This is a genomic window from Nonomuraea sp. NPDC003754, from assembly GCF_053605785.1.
In genome coordinates, this window is the sequence record NZ_JBSGJX010000028.1 from 92,056 (window position 1) to 115,097 (window position 23,042).

The 23,042-nt window shown below is 72.9% G+C and carries 18 protein-coding genes and 1 pseudogene; 12 read left to right on the forward strand and 7 right to left on the reverse strand.

Going from position 1 to position 23,042, the window contains the following annotated elements:
- Positions 1-107: 107 nt before the first annotated feature.
- From ACWEVS_RS30135 to ACWEVS_RS30145, 3 genes and pseudogenes are all read right to left on the reverse strand, one after another.
- Positions 108-518: pseudogene (locus ACWEVS_RS30135) on the reverse strand (DUF7134 domain-containing protein); the annotation flags it as partial.
- An 18-nt stretch (positions 519-536) separates the two neighbouring features.
- Positions 537-2,360, reverse strand: a complete 1,824-nt coding sequence (locus ACWEVS_RS30140; protein ID WP_452554232.1) for a serine hydrolase domain-containing protein — start codon at positions 2,358-2,360, stop codon at positions 537-539.
- Between the two features lie 593 nt (positions 2,361-2,953).
- A complete protein-coding gene (locus ACWEVS_RS30145; RefSeq protein WP_452554233.1) occupies positions 2,954-3,781 on the reverse strand; it encodes an AraC family transcriptional regulator in 828 nt (275 codons plus the stop codon).
- Between the two features lie 19 nt (positions 3,782-3,800).
- On the opposite strand from ACWEVS_RS30145, the gene ACWEVS_RS30150 reads away from it, so the two are divergent.
- The gene (locus tag ACWEVS_RS30150) at positions 3,801-4,325 is read left to right on the forward strand and encodes a TIGR03086 family metal-binding protein (RefSeq protein ID WP_452416153.1); all 525 of its coding nucleotides are present in this window, start codon (positions 3,801-3,803) and stop codon (positions 4,323-4,325) included.
- 377 nt (positions 4,326-4,702) lie between these two features.
- Entirely contained in the window at positions 4,703-4,963 is a 261-nt protein-coding gene (locus ACWEVS_RS30155) for a hypothetical protein (protein WP_452554234.1), read from the forward strand.
- Positions 4,964-5,073: 110 nt separating this feature from the next.
- Here ACWEVS_RS30155 and ACWEVS_RS30160 read toward each other — a convergent pair whose 3' ends face one another.
- Positions 5,074-5,820 carry an SDR family oxidoreductase gene (locus ACWEVS_RS30160; RefSeq protein WP_452554235.1) on the reverse strand — a complete coding sequence of 249 codons (747 nt, stop codon included), beginning with the start codon at positions 5,818-5,820 and terminating at the stop codon, positions 5,074-5,076.
- A gap of 84 nt (positions 5,821-5,904) precedes the next feature.
- Between ACWEVS_RS30160 and ACWEVS_RS30165 the strand changes: the two genes are divergently transcribed.
- The 3 genes from ACWEVS_RS30165 to ACWEVS_RS30175 all read left to right on the forward strand — a co-directional run bounded on the left by ACWEVS_RS30165 (position 5,905) and on the right by ACWEVS_RS30175 (position 8,212).
- Positions 5,905-6,387 (forward strand): RrF2 family transcriptional regulator, encoded by a 483-nt coding sequence (locus tag ACWEVS_RS30165; protein ID WP_354917772.1) that lies wholly within the window; start codon positions 5,905-5,907, stop codon positions 6,385-6,387.
- 124 nt (positions 6,388-6,511) lie between these two features.
- A complete protein-coding gene (locus tag ACWEVS_RS30170) occupies positions 6,512-7,456 on the forward strand; it encodes a hypothetical protein (protein WP_452554236.1) in 945 nt (314 codons plus the stop codon).
- Between the two features lie 102 nt (positions 7,457-7,558).
- Positions 7,559-8,212, forward strand: coding sequence for a pyridoxine/pyridoxamine 5'-phosphate oxidase (locus ACWEVS_RS30175; RefSeq protein WP_452554237.1), 654 nt, complete (start codon positions 7,559-7,561; stop codon positions 8,210-8,212).
- A 49-nt stretch (positions 8,213-8,261) separates the two neighbouring features.
- Here the strand turns inward: ACWEVS_RS30175 and ACWEVS_RS30180 are convergent, their stop codons facing one another.
- On the reverse strand, positions 8,262-8,666 hold the full coding sequence (locus ACWEVS_RS30180; protein WP_452416145.1) for a winged helix-turn-helix transcriptional regulator: 405 nt from the start codon (positions 8,664-8,666) through the stop codon (positions 8,262-8,264).
- A 177-nt stretch (positions 8,667-8,843) separates the two neighbouring features.
- Here ACWEVS_RS30180 and ACWEVS_RS30185 point away from each other — a divergent pair, with 177 nt between their 5' ends.
- Both ACWEVS_RS30185 and ACWEVS_RS30190 read left to right on the forward strand, forming a co-directional pair.
- Positions 8,844-9,764 (forward strand): NADP-dependent oxidoreductase, encoded by a 921-nt coding sequence (locus ACWEVS_RS30185; RefSeq protein ID WP_452554238.1) that lies wholly within the window; start codon positions 8,844-8,846, stop codon positions 9,762-9,764.
- Between the two features lie 602 nt (positions 9,765-10,366).
- A complete protein-coding gene (locus ACWEVS_RS30190) occupies positions 10,367-11,893 on the forward strand; it encodes an alpha/beta fold hydrolase (protein WP_452554239.1) in 1,527 nt (508 codons plus the stop codon).
- Between the two features lie 351 nt (positions 11,894-12,244).
- Here the strand turns inward: ACWEVS_RS30190 and ACWEVS_RS30195 are convergent, their stop codons facing one another.
- Entirely contained in the window at positions 12,245-12,877 is a 633-nt protein-coding gene (locus ACWEVS_RS30195) for a M15 family metallopeptidase (RefSeq protein WP_452554240.1), read from the reverse strand.
- Positions 12,878-12,952: 75 nt separating this feature from the next.
- Between ACWEVS_RS30195 and ACWEVS_RS30200 the strand changes: the two genes are divergently transcribed.
- The 4 genes from ACWEVS_RS30200 to ACWEVS_RS30215 all read left to right on the forward strand — a co-directional run bounded on the left by ACWEVS_RS30200 (position 12,953) and on the right by ACWEVS_RS30215 (position 19,601).
- Positions 12,953-13,648 carry a response regulator transcription factor gene (locus tag ACWEVS_RS30200; RefSeq protein WP_452554241.1) on the forward strand — a complete coding sequence of 232 codons (696 nt, stop codon included), beginning with the start codon at positions 12,953-12,955 and terminating at the stop codon, positions 13,646-13,648.
- A 146-nt stretch (positions 13,649-13,794) separates the two neighbouring features.
- Positions 13,795-14,196: an ATP-binding protein gene (locus ACWEVS_RS30205; protein WP_452554242.1), complete on the forward strand. Its 402-nt coding sequence runs from the start codon at positions 13,795-13,797 to the stop codon at positions 14,194-14,196.
- Positions 14,197-14,568: 372 nt separating this feature from the next.
- Positions 14,569-18,180 (forward strand): outer membrane protein assembly factor BamB family protein, encoded by a 3,612-nt coding sequence (locus tag ACWEVS_RS30210; protein WP_452554256.1) that lies wholly within the window; start codon positions 14,569-14,571, stop codon positions 18,178-18,180.
- Positions 18,177-19,601 carry a hypothetical protein gene (locus ACWEVS_RS30215; protein ID WP_452554243.1) on the forward strand — a complete coding sequence of 475 codons (1,425 nt, stop codon included), beginning with the start codon at positions 18,177-18,179 and terminating at the stop codon, positions 19,599-19,601. The genes ACWEVS_RS30210 and ACWEVS_RS30215 overlap by 4 nt, the downstream gene beginning before the upstream one ends.
- A 98-nt stretch (positions 19,602-19,699) precedes the next feature.
- Here the strand turns inward: ACWEVS_RS30215 and ACWEVS_RS30220 are convergent, their stop codons facing one another.
- Complete coding sequence (locus ACWEVS_RS30220; RefSeq protein ID WP_452554244.1) at positions 19,700-20,455, reverse strand: alpha/beta fold hydrolase; 756 nt, start codon at positions 20,453-20,455, stop codon at positions 19,700-19,702.
- Positions 20,456-20,613: 158 nt separating this feature from the next.
- Here ACWEVS_RS30220 and ACWEVS_RS30225 point away from each other — a divergent pair, with 158 nt between their 5' ends.
- Entirely contained in the window at positions 20,614-22,965 is a 2,352-nt protein-coding gene (locus tag ACWEVS_RS30225) for a DUF4838 domain-containing protein (protein ID WP_452554245.1), read from the forward strand.
- The last annotated feature ends 77 nt before the right edge of the window (positions 22,966-23,042 follow it).

Sequence of the window (23,042 nt, forward strand, 5' to 3'; positions counted from 1 at the left end):
GCTGTTTGTCGCGTTCGAGCTGGCGGGTGTAGGTGTGCGTTGGCCGCGGCCCGGCCCATGGCCCAGGCCGCGATGTACATCACCAGTGCCCGTGCGGTGGTGTCCGCGCTCGGTGGGTTGAGGACGAGCCCGGCGAGTTGGGCGCCGGTGCCCGTGATGAGCAGGGCCATGGCCCAGGCGCGGATGCGGCGTGAGCCGTGCGCGGCGACCGTGTAGATCGCGATCAGGAGCGCGTAGGGGATCGGTTGTGGGGCGGTGTCGGGGTCGTTGAGCAGGTATGCGCCCGTGGCGGCTGTCACTGCTGCCAGGACGGCCAGCGGTGCGCGCCGCCGCCAGATCAGCGGCAGCGTCAGGCCGAGCACGGGCAGGTACTGCCCGAGCGTGTAGCCGGTCACCGGGTCGGCCTCTCGGATGGTGAGGATGAAGGGGGCCGAATGTGCGGCGAGTACCGCCAGGGCGATCGCGAGGTCCGCGGCCTGCGGAGGAATGCGGCGGATTGATCTGGCGATAGCTGACATATCGTGACGAAATCCTACTCAGGTGTAGGGCGGGCCGACGAAGTTGTAAAGGACGGCCACGACGGCGAACGCGACGACGCCCGTCGTGACCAGCGTGTAGCCGAGCCTGGCCCAGGGTCGCCACCAGCGCCGCCACCAGGCGAGGATCGCACCGGCCAGCAAGGCGACGGCCAGCGCCACGGTCAGCGTCGCCAGCACCAGCAGCCCGATCAGTACCGGCGCCCCCTGTAGGACCAGCGGCAACGCCCGGCCCTGGTCAGCGAGCAAAGAGCCGAGCCCGGCCACGAACACCACCACCGCGACGCCGCCGAGCCAGGCCGCCAGCCGCGGCACCCATGGCCCGCGCGCCACCCGCCCGCGAATCCTGCGTACGGCCAGCGCCACGGGATACCCCACCATGGCGATCACCGACACAACCACCGCCCACGCCAGCAGGCCGAGATGCGGCCACGAATGCTCCAGCAGGCCGATCTGATCGAACACGACCGTGCCGCCGCCGAGCGCGAGCTGACCGGGCTCGGGGAAGGCGATGCGGCTCCACCCGCCCTCCTGTTGGAAGACGCCGGGCTCGAACTGGATCCAGCGCTGCTTCCGGCCGCCGAGCCCGGTGGTGACGACGCTGCCGTCGGCGGCGGCGGTGACGTGCACCGGCGTGTCGGTCAACGCCTGCACCTTGAGCAGGCTGCCGCGGCTGACGCCGCTGCTTCGGTACCAGCCTTCGTAGACGCGTGAGGACGCGCCCGCCAGCGCCGTGACCTCGGGCGGCGCCGTTTCCGGGAGGTACCGGTCAATGATCTTCTCCATCAGCGCGAACCCGTCCAGCCCGTGCCGCCCGGTGCCGTCCCCGTTGGAGATCACGTGGATGCCGATGCCCTGCTCGGGCAAGAGGAACATGGAGGAGTGCATGCCGGGCATGTCGCCGCCCTTGAACAGCAGCCGACGCCCCTTGTACGGCCGCTCCTCCCACATGAAGCCCATCCCGGCCAGGCTGGGATGCTCGCTGTACTGTCGGCGCTGCATCTCGGTCGCGACCCCGGCCCCGAGCCGGGCGTCCCGCGACAGGTGGGCCTGCAGGTAGGTGGCCATGTCGGCGGCGGTCGAGGCCGGCCCGGCGCCGGAGGCGGCGAAGTCCGCGCAGTCGATGGGCGTCGGCGTCCCGTCCACCAGGTAGGCCTTGGTGCCGCGCAGCCCGCCGCAGGCGATGACCGAGTCGTTCATGCCGAGCGGCTCGAACACCTGCCGCCTGACGTACTCCTCGAAGGGCATCCCTGACACGGTCTGCACCAGATACCCGGCCAGCGCCACCCCGTAGTTGCTGTAGGACACCCCGGTGCCGGGCGGGCGGACCCGCGCGGGCTGGTGGGCGGCCAGCGCCTCGCCCAGCGGCAGCACGTCCGCGCCGCTGCCCACGACGTAATCCTCGTCGAACCCGGCCGTATGGGTGAGCAGGTGCCGCAGCGTGACCGGACCCGGGTAGGTGTCACGGATCTTGAAGGTCTTCAGGTACGCGTTCACGTCGGCGTCCAGATCCAGCTTGCCGGCGCGGACGAGTTGCAGGGCCGCCTGGGCGGTGAACAACTTGGTCTCCGAGCCGATGAGGAACCGGGTGCGCTCGGGATCCACCGGCACCCGCCGTTCCGTATCGGCCCAGCCGTACCCCTTGTGCACCACCCGCTCGCCGCCGGCCACCACCGTCACGGCCACGCCCGGGATCTTCTCCTCGGCCATCGTCGTGGTGACGTGCTCGTCGACCAACGCGCCGAGCCCCTGCAGGGCCGGCGGCTCGACGGCCTGCGCCGGGGCGGTCATCAGGACCAGAGCGGTCATGAGTTTCAGCAACATGCCGTCAAGGGTGCTGCGCCGGCCCCTGCCGGCACATCGCCGACGCCACCCATTCGTCCCTCCGCCGCCCGGGGGAGAGAGCAGGCTTTCGCGGCGACGGGGCCTCGGCCCGCACGGCGGCCGCGCGGCCGGACATGACTGGCCGGTCCGGCGAGAGTGCTCCCCGCCAGCGGCTCCGGTTCCAGTCGGTGCGCGGCGCGACCACTGTCTGTCCTCGGTGTTGGGTGGTTCCTGTCGGGCGGTGGGAAGGCCGGGCACAGTGGCGGCCGGCGCGGCCTTGGCCTGTCGTGTGATGGACCTCCTGTTCGTCTCTGTCGACCGCGCGGTTCCGGGATACGGGCGGCGCGGCGCCGTGTGGCGAGCCCGGTCAGCCGCCTTTGTTCACCGCGGACGGACTTTCATCTGGCTTGCGTCGGCGGCCGGCGGGCCACGTCGCAGGCCGTCCTCCCGAGGACTCGCCGCGCGAGCCCCCGCGAACCCCCGCGAAACCATGCGAGCCCCCGCGAACCCATGCGAGCCCCCGCGAACCCGCGATGCCCGGCCCGGTTCCCGGCGCCGGGCCGAGGCAGGCGGGCGCACGCCGGAGGAGACGATCAGGCCCGGCCGCCGAGCCGGGCGTAGGCCGCGGGCGGCATGCCGACCGCGGCGGTGAAGTCGTGCGTCAGGTGCGCCTGGTCGGTGTAGCCGAGCTCGGCCGCCAGCGTGGCGAGGTCGAGGCCCTGGTAGACGCGCTCGGCGGCCTCGTGCAGCCGGAACCGGCGGATCACCCACTTGGGGCCGACCCCGACGTAGTCGCGGAACAGCCGCTGCAGCGAGCGCACCGACCGTCCCGAGCCTGCGGCCAGCTCGTCGACCCGGGTCATGGACATGTCGCTCTCCATCGTCGCCACCAGCGCCGCGACCTCGTCGGCCTGCGGATCGCGATGCGGCCCCAGGTTCAGCAGGAACCTGTCGACGAGCGCGACGGCGGCCCGGGCGTCGGGTTCGGCCAGGACGTGCTCGACCAGGTTCGCGCCCGCCGCGCCGAACATCTCGCCGATCTCCACGAAGCGGCCGGTCAGCTGGGAGACCGGGCCGTCGAGGAACGGCCGGAAGCCGCCGGGGCGAAAGCGGGTGCCGAGCACGCGGCCGCTGCCGCGCATCGTGTAGGAGAACCCGCCCTTGATCACTCCGGCGATCTGGTGGAAGTCATGGGTGATCGTCATGTTCACGCTGGGGTGGGAGACGATGCGCTGTTCGTACGGCTCGGCGAGGCCGGTCCACGTGACGACCCAGAAGTGCTCCACGTACGCCGACATCGCCGGCGAGGGCGCATGGCGGACGTAGTCGAAGGCGTCGAGTCCCGCGTACGGGTCGACCCAGCCGCGCTGTCGCCTTTCTACAAGCCGCGCCTCCGGCCGGCGCGGCACGATCGCTGCCATGGAAGACATGATGCCGCTGATGACACGCGCTACCGAACGGACCGCGGGCCTGGTGCGCGCCGTACGGCAGGAGCAGCTCGGCTTGTCGACGCCGTGCGAGAAGTTCGACGTCAAGGACTTGATCAACCACCTGGAGTGGGTGGCGGAGATGTTCGAGTCGCTGGGCCGGCAGGGGCCGCGCCCCGAGCAGGGTCCCTACGCGGGCGACTTCCCCGAACGGGCGGAGCGCACCCTGGCCGCCTGGTCGCGGCCGGAGGCGTGGGAGGGTGCCAGCCCCGCCATGGGCGGCCTGCCGATGGGCGTCCTGGCTCACATGTACCTCGTCGACCTGGTCGTGCACGGCTGGGACCTGGCCCGAGCCACCGGCCAGGACTACGAGCCGGACCCCGATGCCGTCTCTCGGGCGCTGCACTTCACCGACCGGATGGCGGAGATGGGCAGGCAGCGCGGCGCCTTCGGGGCGGCGGTGGCGGTGGCCGACCATGCCCCGCCGTTCGACCGCCTGCTCGGCGTCATCGGCCGGGATCCGGCCTGGACCCCGTGAGGCGCGTGGAGACTCTTCTGTGAGCATGGTCCGGGTTTTCGGCGTGCCTGCGCAGGCCGGGAACCGGGGCGCGGCCGGTGCGTCGGCCGGGACGATTGCCGGAACATTGCCCGGGGAGCGGCGGCGTCCCCGGGACGGCGCAGGGGTTGCGAGGCCGCGCGGCGAGCGATTGTCGCCTCGAGTGATGTCGTGGTCGCTCTGGGGAGCGGGAGAGTAATCCGACCGCCTTCAGGCTTTGGATTTCTCTAGGTGACCGCCGCAGTTCCCGCTCATTAGCGTGGAAATCCGTTCCTCTGTTGAATCGGTGCGGACGTGATGCCGATTCGGCGCTCCGTCAGCCCTGGGATCGCCCAGGAATCCACCATGGAGTCTCAGTCATGATCACGATAAGGAACGCTCTCCTGGCCGCCGCGCTGGGTGGTACCACCCTCGTCGCGCCGGTGGCGACATCGGCCCAGGTCGCAGGCGTCGAGCCGGTCGCCCAGGCGCTGTCGGCCGCGCCGGTGACCTCCTTCGCGGCCCATCCCTGCCGTTTCCACAAGGATCCCGCCGCGTGCTATGCCCGCTGGGGCGGTGGCGGGCCCATGGATGACGAAGACAACATCACCAATCCTTCCGGCTCCGGCATCGACGAGTGACGCCGGGACGCCTCCGAAGGAGCACCGAAGGATCTGTGACGCAGGCATGGCCGGCCGGCCACGCCTGCCCGGCCACCCGCCCCTGGTGAGCGGGTGATCGGCCGGCGGCTCTACCGCTGGGCGGCCAGCCACTCGTCGAAGGTGGTGGGCGCGATGCGGGCGCCCTCGCCGGGCAGCAGCGTGTCCCCGGCCATCTCCGGGCCGAACACCGTCGACGACCACGTCGGCACGAGCCTGACCGTGCGGCCGCGCGCCTGGAGGGTGCGCCGGGCCATGTCCACCAGGTCCTGCGGTTCGGGACCGGCGACGTCGGCGTAGCGTCCCTGCGGCTCGCCGACGGCGATCTCGGCCAGGACGTCGGCCACGTCCGCGGGTGCGATCGGCTGCACGAGCAGGGGCGCGATGGTGGCGATGCCGTCCTGCTCGGTCCAGCCGGTCACCATCTCCGCGAAGTCGTGGAACTGGGTGGCCGGCACGATCGTCCACGGCACCGCTCCGGCGGCCACCAGGCGCTCCTGTTCCCGCTTGCCGGCGTAGTGCGCGTTGCCTTCGACGCGATCGATGCCGGCGATCGACAGCAGCACGTGGTGGCGGACGCCGGCTCGTTCCTCGGCGGCCAGCAGGTTGCGCGTGGCGGTGCCGAAGCGGGCCACCGTCTCGGCCGGGCCGGCCGCCGGGGCGTTGGTGGCGTCCACGACGGCCTCGGCGCCGGCCAGGGCGGCGCCGAGGCCGTCGCCGGTCGACAGGTCCACGCCGAGCGAGCGGCTGATGCGCACGACGTCGTGGCCGTCCCGTTCGAGGGCGGCGACGGTGAGGGCGCCGATGCGTCCGGTCGCGCCGGCGACTGCGATCCTCATGGTGGTCTCTCCTGTTCGAAGGGGTTCCACTGGAACCTATCACGGACTAAAAAGGTCCGTAATGTCTGCGATAGGCTCGGGGTCGTGAAGCTGCCTGTGAGCACGGAATGGGTTCTGCACTGCGCCACGACGCTGGCACAGCTCGAACCGGGAGCCAGCGCGTCGACGACACAGCTCGCGCAGTACTACGACCTTCCGGCGCCCTACCTGGCCAAGCAGCTGAAGGCGCTGGTCAAAGCCGGCCTGCTGAGCGCCACCACGGGGCCGCGGGGCGGGTTCCGGCTCGGGCGGCCCGCCGCCGACATCACGCTCCTGCAGATCGTCGAGGCCGTCGACGGCAACTCCTCGCCGTACGAGTGCCGGGAGATCCGCCGGCAGGGGCGCGGAGCGCTGCCTGCCGAGGACTGCCGCAGCACCTGCATCCTCGCTGAGAAGATGGCCGACGCGCACCAGGCGTGGCGAGGCAGCCTCACCGGGGTCACCCTCGCCGACATCCTCGCCGCGCTGCCCCCGTCGGCCCCGTCCCGCACCCGCCTGCGCCTGGCCGGAACGGGACAGCCCGATTGATCGGGTACGGCCGGCCGGATGCCGGGATTCCTCGGTGCCGGCACCTTCGACGGGCTCCCGGCCGGCCGCCGCCGGACGACAGCCCCGGCGGGCAGGCCCGGGAGTTCGCGCTAACCTCCTGGACATGCTTCGGACCCCTCGTTCGCTCCAGATCTTCACACGGTTCGTCGACGGCGGCATCTGCGCCTACGACCTGGCCGGCGACGGCCGGGGGACGCTGTCGCCGGCGCGGGTGTTCCGGCCGTCGGCGGGCGACGAGGTCGTCGACCATACGGCCGCGGCCGATCTGCGCCGCGCCGTCTACACGACCTTGGACGCCGCCGTCTGCGTCGCCGGTGACGGGAGCGAGCTCTGGCGCTCGCCGTTCGAGCCGCTGTCGACGGAGCCGTACGGGCACTGGCCCGGCTGCGTGCTGTCCCTCGACGGCCGTGTGGTCTGGGTCTACCGGCCCGACAGCATGGCCGGGCGGGACCGGCCCGACCGATGGGTCACCCTGGACGCGCACACGGGGCAGGTCATCGCGCAGGCGGAGCTGGAGACGGCCGGGCACGGCGGCCGGCACGTGCGCCACCCCGACGGCGAGCACCTTCTCCTGGACGTAGGAGAGGGCCAGGACGGCACGGCCCTGTTCCGGGGCAGGCTGAGCGGCGACCGGCTGGACCTGGTCCGTTACCCGTGGGACGACCGGTGCCTCATCGCCCTGGCGCCCGACGGCGCCCAGTTCATGACCGTCGACCACGAGCAGGCCGACGTCGCCTTCCACGCCTGGCCGGACGGTGAGGTCACGCTCGAGCTGCCGGTCGAGGCCTTCGGCCACGACCCTGACGACACCTTCGTCGAATGGGGCGGGGGCTACCTCACTGCCGACACGGCCGTCGTCACCCTCGGCGGGGAGGGCGACGACGAGCGGGAGTGGTTGCGCCACTGGCGCGTCAACCTGCGCACGGGCCAGGTCGAAGACGAACTCGACGGGCACGCCGGCAACCCCTACGCCCTCGAACCCCTGGCGGACGGATCATGGCTCACCACCGATCCGTCCGGCCACCCGATCCGGCACTTCGACCGGTAGGGACGCCTCCGTCCGGCGGCACCCGCTCACCGCCGGCGGTCCGGATTCGGCATGATGGCGGAGATCCCACCCGAACGCCATGACCCAGGAGGAGATGGCCTGATGACTGTGCGCGATCTGTTGCGGTCCCTTCCGGTCTTCCCCGACCAGCTGCCGGACTTCGACGCCGCGGCCGCTCCGGACGAGCCGGTGGCGTTGTTCGCGCGCTGGCTGGGGGAGGCGATCGAGGCGCGGGTGCTCGGACCACACGTCATGACGCTGTCGACCGCCGACACCGACGGCCGTCCCGCCGCCCGCGTGCTCATCTGCAAGGACGTCAGCCAGGACGGCCGCTGGTTCTTCGCCTCCGGCGCCAACAGCGCCAAGGGCCGCCATCTGGCCGGCAACCCGCACGCGGCCCTGGTCTTCTACTGGCCCGAGCTGGGCCGCCAGATCCGCGTCCGCGGCCCGGTCGCGCCCGCCGGGGCCGAGGCCGGCGCCGCCGACTTCCTGGCGCGCCCGCCGGCCTCGCGTGCCGAGGCGCTCATCGGCCGCCAGTCCGAGCCGCTGGACGACCCGGCCGAGCTCGACGCCGCCTTCGAGCAGGCCTACGCCCGGGTGACGGCCGACCCGGACCTGGTCGCCCCCGCCTGGACGCTGTATGCCCTCACCGCTGAGGAGGTCGAGTTCTGGCAGGCCGACCACGAGCGCAGGCACACGCGCCTGCGCTACGAGCGCACCGGATCGGCCTGGCTGCGCGGCCGGCTGTGGCCGTGATCGCGGCCGGGCGGTGGCCCCGCCGTACGGCAGGCGGCCCGCTGCCGCGTCAACCGGCTGCCGCGAGGTCGTGGCGGCGGCGGGACTCGGCCACGTACGCGCGGTGCTGCTCCGCCCAGCGCATCAGCCCGCTCACCTGGCCGGACAGCGTCTGGCCGACAGGGGTCAGGGCGTAGTCGACGCGTGGCGGCGAGGTCGGGGTGACCGTCCGTTCGACCAGGCCGTCGCGTTCGAGGCTGCGCAACGTCAGCGTGAGCATGCGCTGGGAGATGCCCTCGATGGCGCGCTGCAGCTCGGAGTACCGCCTGGGGCCGTCGCCCAGCAGGCTCATGACCAGCACGCTCCACTTGTCGCCCACCCGATCCAGCACATCGCGCAGCTGGCACACATGGTGGTCCTCGGAGACGCGCACATCGGTGTGCGGTGGGCTGGTCAAAGTGCCTTCTTCCGTCATGGCGGCATTCTGGACCAGACTCGAGGCGCGCACAAGGCATAACCAACGCACAGAAAGTGCGGTAGGCCTGCGCCCGGCCGGACGGCCTTCCCGACGAGGGCGGACCGTCCGCGACCGGAACCGTCCCGCGCCTGCCGGCGCCAGACGTCATCGTCATCGAACAAGGAGTGACCAGATATGCGTGCTGTCGCGTTCTCCGGCTTCGGAGCCGCTCCCGCGCTCATCGAGCTGCCCACCCCCGAGCCCGGCCCCGGCGAGGTGCTCGTGCGCGTGCGGGCCGCCTCGGTCAACGGTTTCGACCTGGGTGTCCTGGGCGGATTCCTCAAGGGCGTCTACGAGTACGAGTTCCCTGTCGTGCTCGGCAAGGACTTCGCCGGCAGCGTCGCGGCCGTCGGGGCCGGGGTGAGCGGCTTGGCGGTGGGCGACGAGGTGTTCGGCGTGGTCATGCGGCCCACCCTCGGACAGGGCGGCTTCGCCGAGTACGTGGTGGTCGGCGAGCAGTACGGCATCAGCCGCATCCCCGACGGGCTCGACCACGCCAGGGCCGGCGCGCTGGGCCTGGCCGGTACGGCGGCGCTCAACGCGGTCGACGCCGTGGCCCCGGCTCCCGGGGAGAGCGTGCTGATCTCCGGCGCGACCGGCGGGGTGGGCGCCTACGCCGTCCAGCTGGCCGCCTCCCGCGGCGCCGCCGTCATCGCCACGGCCCGGCCCGGCGCCCAGGCCGCCTTCGTCACCGCGCTCGGCGCCCGCTACGTCGTGGATCCCGACGACCTGCGGGCGCAGGTGGAGGCGGTGGCGCCCGGCGGGGTGCAGGCCGCGCTGCACCTGGCCGGCGACGGCGCCGCGGTGGCCGGCCTGCTGGTCCCGGGCGGACGGCTGGCCTCCACGCTGCACTTCGTCCCGGACGGCGAGGACGTCAAGGCCACCGCGATCATGGCCGACCCCAGCCCGGCCACGCTGGCCTTCCTGGCCGCCGAGGTGGTCGCCGGCCGCCTGCGGGTGCCGCTCGCCCGCGCCTACGACCTGGCCGACGGCGCCCAGGCGGTCGCCGACTTCACCGGCGGCACGGTCGGCAAGCTCGCGGTGACCGTCGGGTGAAGCCCGCCCGGACCCGGGTGCGGCGGCACCGCTGATCGCCGCCTTCGGGGCCGCTTGCTGCCGGAGAGGGCGCGTCCGCGACGGACCGCCGAGGCCCGGTCCGGCCAGTCCGGCAAAGCTGTGGTGGGCGTCCGGCGGGACCCTGCGGTGCCGCCGCGAAGGGCGGCTTGCGGGATGCGCAGGGGCGGGTGCCTAATGGGTAGTGGGTCCGGCCCCGGCCGGTGGGCTCATCCCGGACCGCTCCGGCCGGACGGCGTGAACGTCGGCGCCGGCATCGACGCCTCCGCTGGGAAGCGACGGCCGCCAGGCCGTCCCCGGCTCGCCGGCGGGCAGACCCGCGGGCTCGGCCGGGAGGGACGATGACCGACACACCACCCGACGCCGTGTCCGTCCACGCCGGCAGCCCGGGACACGGCGAACCAGGGCACGGCGAACCGGGCCGCCGCGCAGGGCGGGGCGCCGCGCGGCACGCGGACGGGCGCACGCACGCCGGGCGACCTCCGTCGAGAACCTGTCCGTGGCCGGACAGGAAAACGCGGACCTTCTGGCCGAGCCACAGGCGCGTCAAGGCGAGCGGGCGCGCCGGTCGCCGGCTGCGCGCGGTGGCAGGCTTCGCCGTTGCCGTGCTGCTGGCGGCGGGGGCCGCCGGGTGTGCGAACGAGGAGCCGAAGCCGGCCGCCCGGGCGCGCTACGCCCCGGCGGCGTGTCCGGCGCCGATCCTGCGCGGCGTGCCCGCGCTGGGGCCGGAGTTCAGCTGCGGGTATTTGACCGTGCCGGAGAACCGCGCCAGGCCCGGCGGGCGCACCATCAAGATCGCTGTGGCCCGGCTCAAGGCCGCCGCGGCGCGGCCCAGGCCCGACCCGGTGGTGTGGCTGACGGGCGGACCCGGCGGGTCCGGGCTGCTGGACGCCTTCACCGTCTCCAGGCTCTCTCCGGCGATCAACACCGACCGGGACGTCGTCTTCGTCGACCAGCGGGGGACGGGGCGCGCCGAGCCGCTCCTGAGCTGTCCGGAGATCGACGCCTTCACCCGCCGGGCGGTCACGATGGTGGCCACCGACCCGGACACCACCCGCAAGGGTGTCGAGGCGACCCGGGCATGTCGCGACCGGCTGGCCAGGACGGGCTACGACCTGTCGGCGTACAACACCACCGAGAACGCCGCCGACATCGCCGATCTGCGCACGGCGCTGGGCGTCAAGGAATGGAACGTCTACGGGGTGTCCTACGGCAGCGATCTGGCCCTGCAACTGCTGCGCGACCATCCGCAGGGCATCCGCAGCATGGTGCTGGACTCCGTCGTCACACCCCACCTCAACCTCCTGGAAGGCCTGTGGCCCAACGCCGCCGACCAGTACCAGGCCATGTTCGCCGCGTGCGCGGCCCAGCCGGCCTGCCAGGCGGCCTACCCCGGCCTGCGGGCCGAGTTCACCGCCACCGTGCGGCGCCTGAACCGCCGGCCGCTGACGGTGCCCGTGCCCGGCCAGGCGGGAGCCCCGCCCACCACCGTGGTGTTCGACGGCTACCAGCTGGCCAACATGGTCGTGGTGGCGGCCCTGCCGCCCTGGGCGCTGACCACCGTGCCCGCCGCGGTGCACGCCCTGGCCGCCGGCGACGGCCTGCCCGCGGCCAGGACGGTGCTGGCCGGCAACTCCCCGCCCGGTTTCGTCGGCTGGGGCCTGTTCTACGGGGTGGTCTGCCGCGAGCAGGCGGCCTTCACCGACCGCCGGAAGGTGCAGGCCGCGGGCCAGGCCGCGCTGCCCGACTTCCCCGACCGGGTGCTGTCGCTGCCGCCGCAGCAGGAGTTCGTCGCCCGGATCTTCCCCGACTGCGCGGCCTGGGACGTCGGACGCGCCGATCGGCGGGTGACGGCCCAGACCCGCAGCGACGTGCCCGCCCTGCTGATGTCGGGAACCTTCGACGGGCCCGCCGGAACGCGGTGGGCCGCTGCCGCCGCCACCGGCCTGTCCCGCTCGCGCGTCCTGGTGTTCCCCGGGCTGGGCCACTCCGTGTTCGACCAATCCGCATGCGCCCGCGCGATACTGGTCGGCTTCTTCGACCAGCCTTCCGGCGGCTACGACACCTCCTGCGTCGACACGCTCACCGTTCCGCCCTTCACCACCGGCTGAGCGCGTCGACCTGGCCTGTTCGCGTCCCCGGCCGTGCCGGCGGCGGTCCTGCGGCGGCCCCGGGCGCCTGTCGTGGTCGCCGGCCGCTTCGCGGCCGTTCGAGCCGGTCGAGGGTCGCGAGCCCGCGATGAACTCGCTCACGATGTACGGCCGGCCGCGACCCTCACGTCCAGCACCCCGGCCGTGCGGCAACGGCGCCACGCCTCCCAGCCCGTTCGGGTCGTAGATTCCCGTCAGCGGCCCGATCAGCAGCTCCAACCGGATCCCGGCTCTGCAGCCTGCCTGCCGCGGTCGGGAAAGGTCTGCAGGGTGAGTGGGGGTCACCGGGACGGGATACGCCGACGGCGTTGGTCAGTGCCGCATCCTTGGATCGTCGGTGGGGTCGGCATACATCGGTGGGCACCCACGGTCGGCTGCTTCGGGGCGCAGTTCGTAGTGCCAGGATTCGTTGCCGTAGATCTGGCATAGCCCGTGGTCGGCGCCGTGCCTGGACAGCCACGCCGTCGCGTCGAAGGGTCCGATGTCGATGGCGTCCCCGGACACGTGGGCGGAGTTGTCCGCTGTGGCGACCCACCGCGCGGCTTCCTCTTGCGAGCCGTACCTGGAGACGGCATCGCGGAGCAACTGTTGCTGGTACCGCGGAGAACGCCATCCACTGTTGACGTGGAACTCGACGCCGTCCTCAGCGGCGTCGGTCGCGGCTCGGCGCAGGGCCTCGAGCAGGTCCGGATCGAGCTTGGCCACAGCCGGGAACTCGTCGTCGAAGACCGTCACGCCGTCGGGGACGACGCCGTCAGCCTCGCCGGCAGCACCCCGGTGCTCGCCGAGAACATCGCTGAACGAGGTGGCCGACGACGAGACCAGCTGATAACCGAGGGTTGCGACGATCGCGGCGATGACCGCTGCCAGGCCGACGACTACGAGCCGGCGGGCGCGGCCGACTCCTGATCGCGCCGGTGTGTGAAGACTCATGCCGCCAGTCAAGGCAGCGTGGTGTTACCAGCGCTTATGCGATTTCCGATACGCCGACGATATGTTCGGGTTCGTAGTATCGGCAGAATGCGCGTACTGATCGTCGAGGATGAGCCCTATATGGCGGAAGCCATCCGTGATGGGCTCCGTCTGGAAGCGATCTCGGCCGATATCGCCGGTGACGGCGAGACCGCTCTCGAGTTGCTGGGTGTCAATCCGTATGACATCGCCGTCCTCGACCGTGATATTCCCGGACCGTCCGGTGACGAGATCGCGCGACGCATCGTCGCTTCCGGCAGCGGCATGCCGATCCTCATGCTCACCGCCGCCGACCGGCTCGACGACAAGGCCTCGGGTTTCGAGCTCGGCGCCGACGACTATCTCACCAAGCCGTTCGCGCTCAAAGAGCTCGTGCTCAGGCTCCGGGCACTCGACCGCCGTCGCGCCCACAGCAGGCCGCCCGTGCGGGAGATCGCCGGTCTGCGGCTGGATCCGTTCCGGCGGGAGGTCTACCGGGATGGGCGGTACGTCGCGCTGACCAGGAAGCAGTTCGCCGTTCTCGAGGTGCTGGTCGCCGCCGAAGGCGGTGTCGTCAGCGCCGAGGAGCTGCTGGAACGGGCGTGGGACGAGAACGCCGACCCCTTCACCAACGCCGTGCGCATCACGGTCTCGGCCTTGCGCAAGCGGCTCGGCGAACCCTGGGTCATCGCGACGGTGCCCGGCGTCGGGTACCGCATCGGCACGGCGTCCGGCACCGGTTTCGGGGGAGGGGACGGTGAGTAGGGCGCCTGGCTGCGCGCCTTCGGTCCGGCAGCGGTCGCGGTGCCGGCCTTCCTGCTGGTGTTCGGCCTCCTGGGAGGGTGGATTCTCGCCGGTAGCATGCTGGCTCCCTGCGCACCCCGCTGGCGATCACACAGACCCTTCCCGACGTGGCCCGCAACGATCCGCGGCGGCAGGCCGACGAGCTCGTCGAACGCCTCCACATCGTCAACACCCGAGCGATCGACCTGGCCGAGGCGCAGATCCTGCTCAGCCGTGCCGGCCAGCGGTCCTTCACCCGGGAGGGCGTCGGTCTCGGCCTGGCGATCGTCAAGAGTATCGCCCACGCGCACGACGGAACACTCGCCGTCACCGCGCGTCCCACCGGCGGGCTCACCGTCGCCGTGCGCCTACCCGCCGCACCCCCGCACCCCCGCACCCCGGCGGATGACGGACAAAGCAACTGCCGCACAGCCACCCGGCCCATGTCGGGTGCGCTGACGCTGCTCCGCAGGGCATGGACGGCGTTGTCCCGGGCTGCCGGCGGCACTTCGGGCGTTGCCTCGGCGTGATGAGCGCCTGCAGGAGGTCGTCCAGGTCCGTGCCGGGGGCGAGGCGGGGCGTCATTTATCAGCACGGATCGCCCGGCGGCCGCCGAGTGGATCCGCCCGGCGTGGTCCAGGAGGTGACGACGGGTGAATTCTTGGGGCGGGTGGGTGAACATCGTTGCCGGTGCTCGTCCGGCGGCAGGCAACTTGTCTAGCTTAGTCGGCATGCAATATAGGCCATATCACACATTTAATGCCGTCCGGATCTTCTGTGCGTTAATCGCCGCCGTGATCGGCTCGTTGGTCGTCGCAGCTCCGGCTGCGGCACACCTCAGCAGGCAGCATGCCGAGCTCGTCGTGCACGCCACATCCAGTTCAACAAGCGGTCGCTTGGTTGTGCACAAGGATGTCGTCACTCCCGGCCAGGCGGGCGCCTGGGCGAAGGGGTTGCTCGCGGGCGGCTGTCCGGTCACCGCGCAAGGAGTGTCCGGCGACACCGGGGGCATTCCGGACGGGGTGGTCATCGAGCTCGCGTGGCCCTGCGCGGTGGACGGGCTCGATCTGGGCGCCGTGCTGAAGTCCGGCGGCCTGTCGGAGATCATCACCGAGTTCGACGGCACCACCGTCAACGTGACGGCCGAGCTGCCCGTGGTCGACGCCGCCGGCGCGCACGCGGCCGGCCCCGGCCGGCTCACGGTGGTGGTCCTGGGCCTGGCGCTCATCCTTGCGCTGAGCTTGATGGGGGTGGCGGTGGCGGCGCTGCGCCGCCGTACGGGCCGGGCGGGCAGCCGCCTGCCGGGCTCCGGGCCGGCGGACCGGCGCACGCCGAGGCGGGCCGTCGGTACGGCCGTCGCGGCGGTGCTGGCCGTGGTCGTGCTCGCCCCCGGCGCCGCGCTCGCCGACCCCGGGCAGGGCACGGAGAAGACGACGACAGAGGCAACGACAGATGCGACGACAGTGGCGACGGCCGCGAGTCCTTCCCCCAGCGGGACGCCCTCCGCGACGGCCGCCGGCACCCTGGCGCTGACCACCCCCAACCCCAAGGCCGGCCAGCCGGTCACCTTCAGCTACACCACCGACAAGCCGGGCGCGCTGAACTGGGTCGGCCTGTACGCGGCCGCCGACAAACCGGGCCAGGTCGCCTCCCGCACCTGGGTGAGGGCGCCGCTCGCCTCCGGCACCGTCACCCTGTCCACCGCCGCGCTCGGGGAAGGCGCCTGGAGCGCGCACTTCCTGGCCGACGACGGCTACGACCCGCTCGCCGCGCCCGTGACGTTCACGCTGGCCGGAGCGGCCGCCGAGCCGGTGACCGTCGAGGGCGTGGTCTTCGCCGACCGTGACGCCGACGGCGTCAGGGACCAGGGCGAGAAGGGGCTGCCGAACGTGTCCGTCACCGACGGCGCGGTCTGGGCGACCACCGGCGCCGACGGCGGCTACACGCTGACCGTCGACCGGGCGCGCAGGGAGACCGACCTGGTCTCCGTCGTCTCGCCGGACGGCTACACACCGGTGCTGCGCGACGACTACGTGCCCACCTTCTTCCGCGAGGCGAAGGAAGGGCAGCGGCTCGACTTCGCGCTGGTGCCCGACACCAACGCGGCCGACCCCAAGGAGAAGTGGCTGATGGTCTCCGACGTCGAGGTGGGCAACCGCACCGACGCCGAGGCCAGGACCGCCCTCCCGCAGTGGCAGGGGCACGTCGAGGCGATGTCCGAGGTGCACCGCGCCACCATGACGATCACCACGGGCGACCTGACCGTCACCGACTACGCCGCCGAGCCGCGCCGCCAGGGCGGCTACGACCTGCTGCGTGAGGGCCTGCGCAAGGGCAGGCTCGGCATGCCGTTCTATCCGGTCATCGGCAACCACGACGTCGGTGGCACCGCCACCTCCACCGGGTACGGCGGCAGCCTGGAGTACTGGCGCAGGAACCTGGGCCCCGAGTGGTACAGCTTCGACCGCAACGGCAGGCACGTCGTGGTGCTCGAGGACAACTACGACGCCAGGGGCCTGGCCCCGCAGCTGGCCTGGCTGCGCGAGGACCTGCGCAGGCACGCCGCCGGCAAGCAGGTGCTGGTGTTCGCCCACCGCTCGCTGTTCACCCGCTGGGGCCCCGGCGCCGGCATGCAGCCGACCGTGGACGAGCTGGCCAAGTACGACGTGCGGATGTTCGCCGCGGGTCACAACCAGCAGGCCGAGTACCGGCGCGGCGCGTTCGCCAGGTCGGTCGAGGTCAACAACATGGGCACCTACGGCATCGACGCCGCCAGGCCCGACTACAAGGTGCTCGACTTCAGCGGCGTCACCGGCGACGACAAGGGCTACATCACCGGCACCCGCCGCCAGTTCGAGGTCGACGACGACGTCGCCCTGGTCAGCCCCGCCCAGGACAGCGTCCACAGCGCCCGCTCGGGCGTGCCCGTCGAGGTGTACGCCGAGGACGACGGCCGCACCCCCGCGACCGCCTCGCTGACCCTGCGCCGGCACGGCAGAACCGTCTGGCACGAGAAGGCGATGCCGTTCGGCCGCGCGACCTCGCCCAAGGGCATCGTCAACTGCTACACCCCGCCGGGCGGTACGGCCGAGCCGTGCCCGCAGGCGCACGTGTCGTGGACCAGGGTGAGCGAGCGGGTCACCGGCCTGCTGCCCGGCAGCTACACCGCCGAGCTGGTCGTCAAGGACACGGCGGGGGCGACCTGGCCGGCGGTCACGACCAGCTTCACGGTGAGCGGCCAGCCGCGGCTCGGCAGGCCGTCGCCCGGCCGGGAGTGGACCAGGCAGGGCGGCGACGAGCAGGGCCGCTCGTCGGCCGAGGACGACCCGGGCGCCACGCTCGACCTGCGCTGGGCGGCCAACACCGGCGAGCAGTTCCACCTCAACGGCGCCGCCGTGTGGGACGGCAAGGTGATCGTCGCCTCGCAGGCCTTCGACTCGCCGTACAGCATGATGCTCGCCTACGACGCGCGGACCGGCGCCGAGAGGTGGCGGACCTACCTGGACGGCGACGCCGAGTCCTACCCGACCGTTCACGACGGCAAGGTGTACCTCACCACGGGTGTCGGCCGCGTCTACGCGCTCGACGCGCGCACCGGCAAGGTGGTCTGGGAGACGATCGACGCCGAGCAGGTCACCGGGTCGACGGTGCGCCGCTACGGCCGCGCCGGTGGCCCCGTGAGCGTGTTCGACCTGCCCGACGGCCGCAGCGTGGCGGTCTACCAGGAGTGGGACGGCGTGCGCTGCCGCGACGCCAGGACCGGCACCCGCCTGCCCGGCGGGTTCGCCGCGCCGGGCGGCTGGGGCGAGTACCACAGCGTCGCCGTACGGCGGCCCGGCTCGACCACCGCCTACCTGCACTCGGGGTCCAGCCAGACGCTGATCGCGATGGATCTGGCCACCTGCACGCAGCAGTCCTCCGTCGACACGGGCGGCGACCTGTTCAGCCAGTCCTCCCCGGTGTTGACCGACGCGGGGCTGGTGACGGCGACCATGTCGGGCGTCCGCGGCCATGACGTGCAGGCGCAGGGCAAGGTCGTCTGGCACGCCAAGCTCGGCACCTCGAGCACGTGCGAGCCCGGGCCTCCGCCGGTGACCAGCCCCGCCACCAGGGGTGCGATGGCGTACGTGGCCAGTATGGACGGCGTGGTCAGGGCCTACGACACGGCCTCGGCGACGCCGGCGACCCCGGTGTGGGAGACGCCGCTCGGGTACCTGCCGGGCGAGAGCCCGATGGACGACAAGTGGCGGGTCGCGGCCGGGTGCGCGGGCGCGGGGCCGGGTTCGCCCGCCATGCACGCCCTGGCGACCGAGTCCGTGGTGTACGCCGCGACCTGGGACGGGCGCGTCGTGGCGCTGGACCGGGCGAGCGGGCGGAAGCTGGCCGAGTACAACCTGGGCGGGGGTGTGGCCTCGGCGCTGTCGGTGAGCGGGAACGTGCTCTACGCGCTGACCGACGACGGCTCCGTCCACGCCCTGGTGGCCAGGAAGCCGCGCGGCGGTTCCGGTCGGTGACCGTGGTTGGACGACGGGTCCTGGTCCGCCTGCTCGCGGTGGCGGGCATGGCGGCGGCGGTCCTGCTGGGAGCGGCGGGCCAGGGGTGGGCGCACCCCTTCGGCCCGCCGCTCGTGGCGAAGGTCACCGCGGACGGTGATGCGGTCGAGGTGACCTGGTCGGCGGCCGAGGACGACCTCGCGGCCCTTGTCGCGGCGGCCACCGGGACGCGCACGCCGCCTCCCGCCGTTGCGCCTTCGCCCTCCTCCACCGGGACGCGCACGCCGCCTCCCGCTGTTCCGTCCTCGCCCTCCTCCACCGGGCCCGCGTCCTGGCCGGGTGGCGGGCCCGCCTGGCGGGACGGGCCGGTGGCCGGCGCCGTCCGCGACTACCTCGGCGCGCGCATCACGGTGGGGCAGGCGGGAAGGGCGTGCCCGGTGACGACGATCCGCACCGACGCTCTTGCCACCTCCGGGGCGGTTCTGCGTTTCCGCTGCCCCGCGAAGGTCGGGACGGTGACGTTGACGATCACCACGCTGACCGACGTCAACGCGAACTACCGGACGGTGTCCACCACCCCGGCCGGACACGGCGCGCTCCACACGGCCACGGCTCCCGCCCATCCGCTGGCGCTCGACGGCGGGTCGGGCGGGCCCGTCTCGGCGGGCCCGGCCGCGGTCTGGACGGCGGAGCTGTCGTCGCTGATCACCTCGGATGTGGTGCTCCCGCTGGCCCTGCTGGTGGCGCTGGTGGCCGGTGCCGCGCACGCCTGCGCGCCGGGTCACGGCAAGACGCTGACGGCCGGCTACCTGGTCGGCGGCAACGGCAGGGCCAGGGACGCGCTTCTGCTCGGCGTGGTCGTGGCGGTCATGCACACGGTGTCGGTGGGCGTGCTGGCGGTCGGGTGGTGGATCACGATGGACGCGGCGCCGGATCTGGGTGTGGTGACCTCGTGGTTGCAGCTGGTGGCCGCGCTCATCGTGCTGGGGGTGGGCGTGGGCCTGCTCCTGCGGCACCTCCGCGCCCGCCGTACGCCCGGCCATGGCCACGGACACGGACATGGGCACGGGCATGGGCATGGCCACGGGCATGGGGAGGGGCCGGGTGCCTCCCTGCTCACCTGGCGGGGGATCGTGACGATCGGCGCCTCCGGTGGGCTGTTGCCCTCGCCTTCGGCGTTCCTGCTGCTGCTCACCGGCCTGATCACCGGCAGGGCGGCGCTCGCGCTGGCCATGGTGGCGGCGTTCGGCGTGGGCTTGGCGCTCACGCTGGCCGGCGTCGGCCTCGCCGTCCTGCGCGGGCGGGACGTGCTGGCAGGCGCGGCGGCGCGGCCCTGGGTGCGCGCGGTGAGCCTGCGCCTGCCGCTGGCGGCGGCCGCCCTGGTGGTGGCGGGCGGTCTGGCGGCCACCTTGCTGGCCGCCGCGGCGCTGGCCGGCGCCTGAGCCTCGCGGCCCCTCGGGACGGATCCCGAGGGGCCGCGCTGCTACCTGTCCGTCGAGGCGGGGCCGGCCGTCGCGCTCCCCGGCGCCCGCAGAGAGCTTCAGTCGGAGGCGCCCAGGAAGTCCAGCAGCAGGGCGGTCACCTCGGCGGGCCGTTCCAGGCTGGGCAGGTGGGCGGCCCACGGCAGCTCGACGTGGCGGGCGCGGGGCAGCAGGCCCGGCAGGCCGGTGGCGATCTCGCGGAACTCCGGCAGGTCCCGGCCGCCGGACACGGCCAGGCACGTGGCGGTGATCGCCTTCAGGTCGATCTCCGCCGCGATCTGCCCGAACTCCTCGCCGCCTGCCATCTGGACGTCGAAGGCGTGCCGCTGCATCAGGCGGACGTTCTCGCGTGTCGCGTCGTCGGCCTCCGGGCCGAGGAAGGTCGTGAGGTTCAGCTCGACGGCTGCGTCGACGTCGCCGGCGGAGAGCAGCGCGTCCTCCTGCTCGGCGAAGGACCGCAGCGCCGGGCCCGGCACCAGCTCGGGCGAGCCGGAACACAGCAGCGCCAGCGTGGTGACGGTGTCCGGCCAGCGCGCCGCGACCTCCAGGGCGACCCGGCCGCCGAAGGACGATCCGACCAGCGCCGCCCGCTCGATGCCGAGGTGGCCGAGCAGGTCGACCACGTCATCGGCGTTGTTGTAGGGGCGGTCGGGCATCGGTGATCGGCCGAAGCCGCGGAAGTCGCAGCGGATCACCCGGTAGCCGGCATCGAGGAGAGCCGCCCACTGCGGATCCCACATGCGCCGGTCGCACACTCCGGAATGCAGCAGTACGAGGGCAGGGCCGTCACCGGCCACGTCATGAGAAAGAGTCACGAGGGAGGACCTTATCGCCTGGTATGCACCTATGTCGTGCCGTTTATAACCTTCGTGGGCCCGATAACGGCGCGCATGTTATGCCGTTATGGCCCCGGCATTGACGCGCGTCACGGCGAGGGTATGTCCTATGTCTTAGGTCCTCGATAGGAGTCGCCATGAACCGTCGCCAGCTGCTCGGCCTCATGGGGGCCATCCCCCTCGTCCCCGCCCTCCTGCCCGAGGAGGGACTGCCCGTCGTCCTGTCCGGTACGGCCAGGGCCGCCGTCATCGCCGCTCCCGGCGCCGAAGCCCTCGCCGACGAGCTCGTCGCCTACGTCGAGCGGGCCACCGGCGTCCGCCTGCCCCGCTCGGCCGCGCCCGGGCTCACCCCGATCCACGTGGGCGGGCCGGGGCCCGACCCCTCCGTACCGCGCCTGCTCACCGGGCTCGACCCCGACGGATTCGTGATCAGGATCTATCAGGGCACCGTCACCGTCGCCGGCCCGAGCGCGGCGGGCACCGCCAACGGCGTGCGCGAGTTCCTCGAACGCTACGTCGGCGTCCGGTGGCTGCTGCCTGGCCCCGACGGCGACGACGTGCCGGCGCTGGCGGCCCTGCGGATCCCCGTGGTCCAGGTGTACGAGCAGCCGGCCTTCACCCAGCGCTCGCTCAGCCCGCTGCGTGATGCCAGGTACCCGCTGCAGCAGCAGTGGGCGCAGCGCAACAGGATGCAGGGCATCGGCACCGAACCCATCGCCTTCCACCACAACCTGCACACCCTGTTCCCCGTCGAGAGGTACGGCCAGACCCACCCCGAGTACTATCCGGGCGGGCGGCCGCCCGCGCCGGGCAAGCTGACCGGCTGGCAGCCCGCCTTCTCCGTGCCCGGCACCATCGACGCGGCCGTCACCGGCATCCTGGAGTACTTCGCCGCCAACCCCGCCGCCCGCTCCTTCTCCCTGGGCGTCAACGACGGCGAAGGCTTCGCCGAGACCGACCCGGTGCCCGCCTACTACGCCTGGGTCAACGAGGTCGTGCGACGCGTGCTGGAGCGCCACCCCGGCAAGGACTTCGGCCTGCTGGCCTACCGCACGCTGGAGACGCCGCCCGCCTTCCCGCTGCACCCGAGGGTGGTGCCGTTCCTGACGCAGGACCGGTACGCGTGGGTCGATCCGGCGGTCGAGGCGGACGGGCACGCGCTGACCGAGCGGTGGCTGGCGGTCTGCGAGCGGCTCGGCTTCTACGACTACCTGTACGGCGCGCCGTACCTGTTACCGCGGATGTTCTCCCGCCGCTACGCCGAGACCCTCCGGTACGCCAAGGCCAAGGGCGTCGTCGCCCACTACGCCGAGCTGTACCCGAACTGGGGCGAGGGCCCCAAGCCCTGGATCACCGCCAAGCTGCTGTGGAACGCCGGCGCCGACGTCGACCGGCTGAACCGCGAGTGGTGCGAGCGCGCGGTCGGCACCGCCGCGGCCGACACCCTGTCGGCCTACTTCGCGCTGTGGGAGCGGTTCTGGACCGAGCGGGTGCCCGGCTCGCCCTGGTTCCTGCCCGATGCGACCTACCAGACCTTCAACCTGCCGCAGTACCTCGACCTGGTGGAGGAGGCCGACCTGGAGCGCAGCCGCAGCCTGCTCGACTCGGTCGTCTCGGCCACGGTCACGCCCGCGCAACGGGCCAGGGCGACGATCATGCGGCGGGCCTTCGAGTTCTTCGAGGCCTCCGCGCTCAGCTACCCCCGCCCCGTCCAGGCCCCCGCCGACCAGGCCGCCGCGCTCGCCCTCCTCGAAAGCGGCGTCGAGGCCTTCCAGCGCCGCCTCGACCTGGCCGCCCGCCGCCAGGCGCTGATCACCGAGTTCTCCCGCGACCCGGTGCTCGTGCTGCAGATGAACCCCGCCTCCCACCCGAACCTGACCTGGACCGGCTGGAACCCCGGCGAGTACTGGACGCTGGTGGACTACCTGCGGGTGCGCGAGCCGGACGGCGGCCCGGTCACCGACCGGGCCCGCGCCCTGGCCGCCGAACACCCCTACGCCGCTCTCATCCTGCGCGGCGTGCCGGCGCCGTCGCTCGTGCGAAACCCCTCCTTCGAGGACGGGCTGGCCCCGTGGGAGCTGCTCGACCGCTCCACCGGTACCCGCGCCATCTCCCGCCCGCCCGGCGAGGCGGTGCTGCGGGTCACCGGTCAGGGCTGGGGCGGCCCCAGCCAGGTCATCGACATCGAGCCCGGGCTGGCCCGCCTGACCACCACCTACCGGGCGCCCGCCGGCACGCGCGCGAGCGTGCAGCTGGCGCTCGACCTGCTGGAGCAGAACGGCACGCCGATCACCGGCAGCTCGGTCCGCTCGCCCGTCATCACCCTGCGCCCGACGGGGGTGTGGACACCGCTGCGCCTGGACTGCGAGATCCCCGCCACGGCCCGCGGCAAGCAGGTCGGCATGGTGCGCCTCATCTTCCTGGTGGACAGCGCGGCCGACGTGAGCGTCGACTTCGACGACGTCGACCTGCGCAACGTCGCGAAATGAGCCAGGGTCCCGAGCGGTGCCCTTCGGGTAGTGTCGGCAGGGTGGGGGTGGAGGCGCGATCGCGGTGATCGCCCCGC

Coding starts and splice junctions, on each gene's coding strand:
- ACWEVS_RS30140 (WP_452554232.1), bottom strand. CDS start 2,360: ATGTTGCTGAAACTCATGACCGCTCTGGTCCTGATGACCGCCCCGGCG.
- ACWEVS_RS30145 (WP_452554233.1), bottom strand. CDS start 3,781: ATGGCAGCGATCGTGCCGCGCCGGCCGGAGGCGCGGCTTGTAGAAAGG.
- ACWEVS_RS30150 (WP_452416153.1), top strand. CDS start 3,801: ATGACACGCGCTACCGAACGGACCGCGGGCCTGGTGCGCGCCGTACGG.
- ACWEVS_RS30155 (WP_452554234.1), top strand. CDS start 4,703: ATGATCACGATAAGGAACGCTCTCCTGGCCGCCGCGCTGGGTGGTACC.
- ACWEVS_RS30160 (WP_452554235.1), bottom strand. CDS start 5,820: ATGAGGATCGCAGTCGCCGGCGCGACCGGACGCATCGGCGCCCTCACC.
- ACWEVS_RS30170 (WP_452554236.1), top strand. CDS start 6,512: ATGCTTCGGACCCCTCGTTCGCTCCAGATCTTCACACGGTTCGTCGAC.
- ACWEVS_RS30175 (WP_452554237.1), top strand. CDS start 7,559: ATGACTGTGCGCGATCTGTTGCGGTCCCTTCCGGTCTTCCCCGACCAG.
- ACWEVS_RS30180 (WP_452416145.1), bottom strand. CDS start 8,666: ATGACGGAAGAAGGCACTTTGACCAGCCCACCGCACACCGATGTGCGC.
- ACWEVS_RS30185 (WP_452554238.1), top strand. CDS start 8,844: ATGCGTGCTGTCGCGTTCTCCGGCTTCGGAGCCGCTCCCGCGCTCATC.
- ACWEVS_RS30200 (WP_452554241.1), top strand. CDS start 12,953: ATGCGCGTACTGATCGTCGAGGATGAGCCCTATATGGCGGAAGCCATC.
- ACWEVS_RS30225 (WP_452554245.1), top strand. CDS start 20,614: ATGAACCGTCGCCAGCTGCTCGGCCTCATGGGGGCCATCCCCCTCGTC.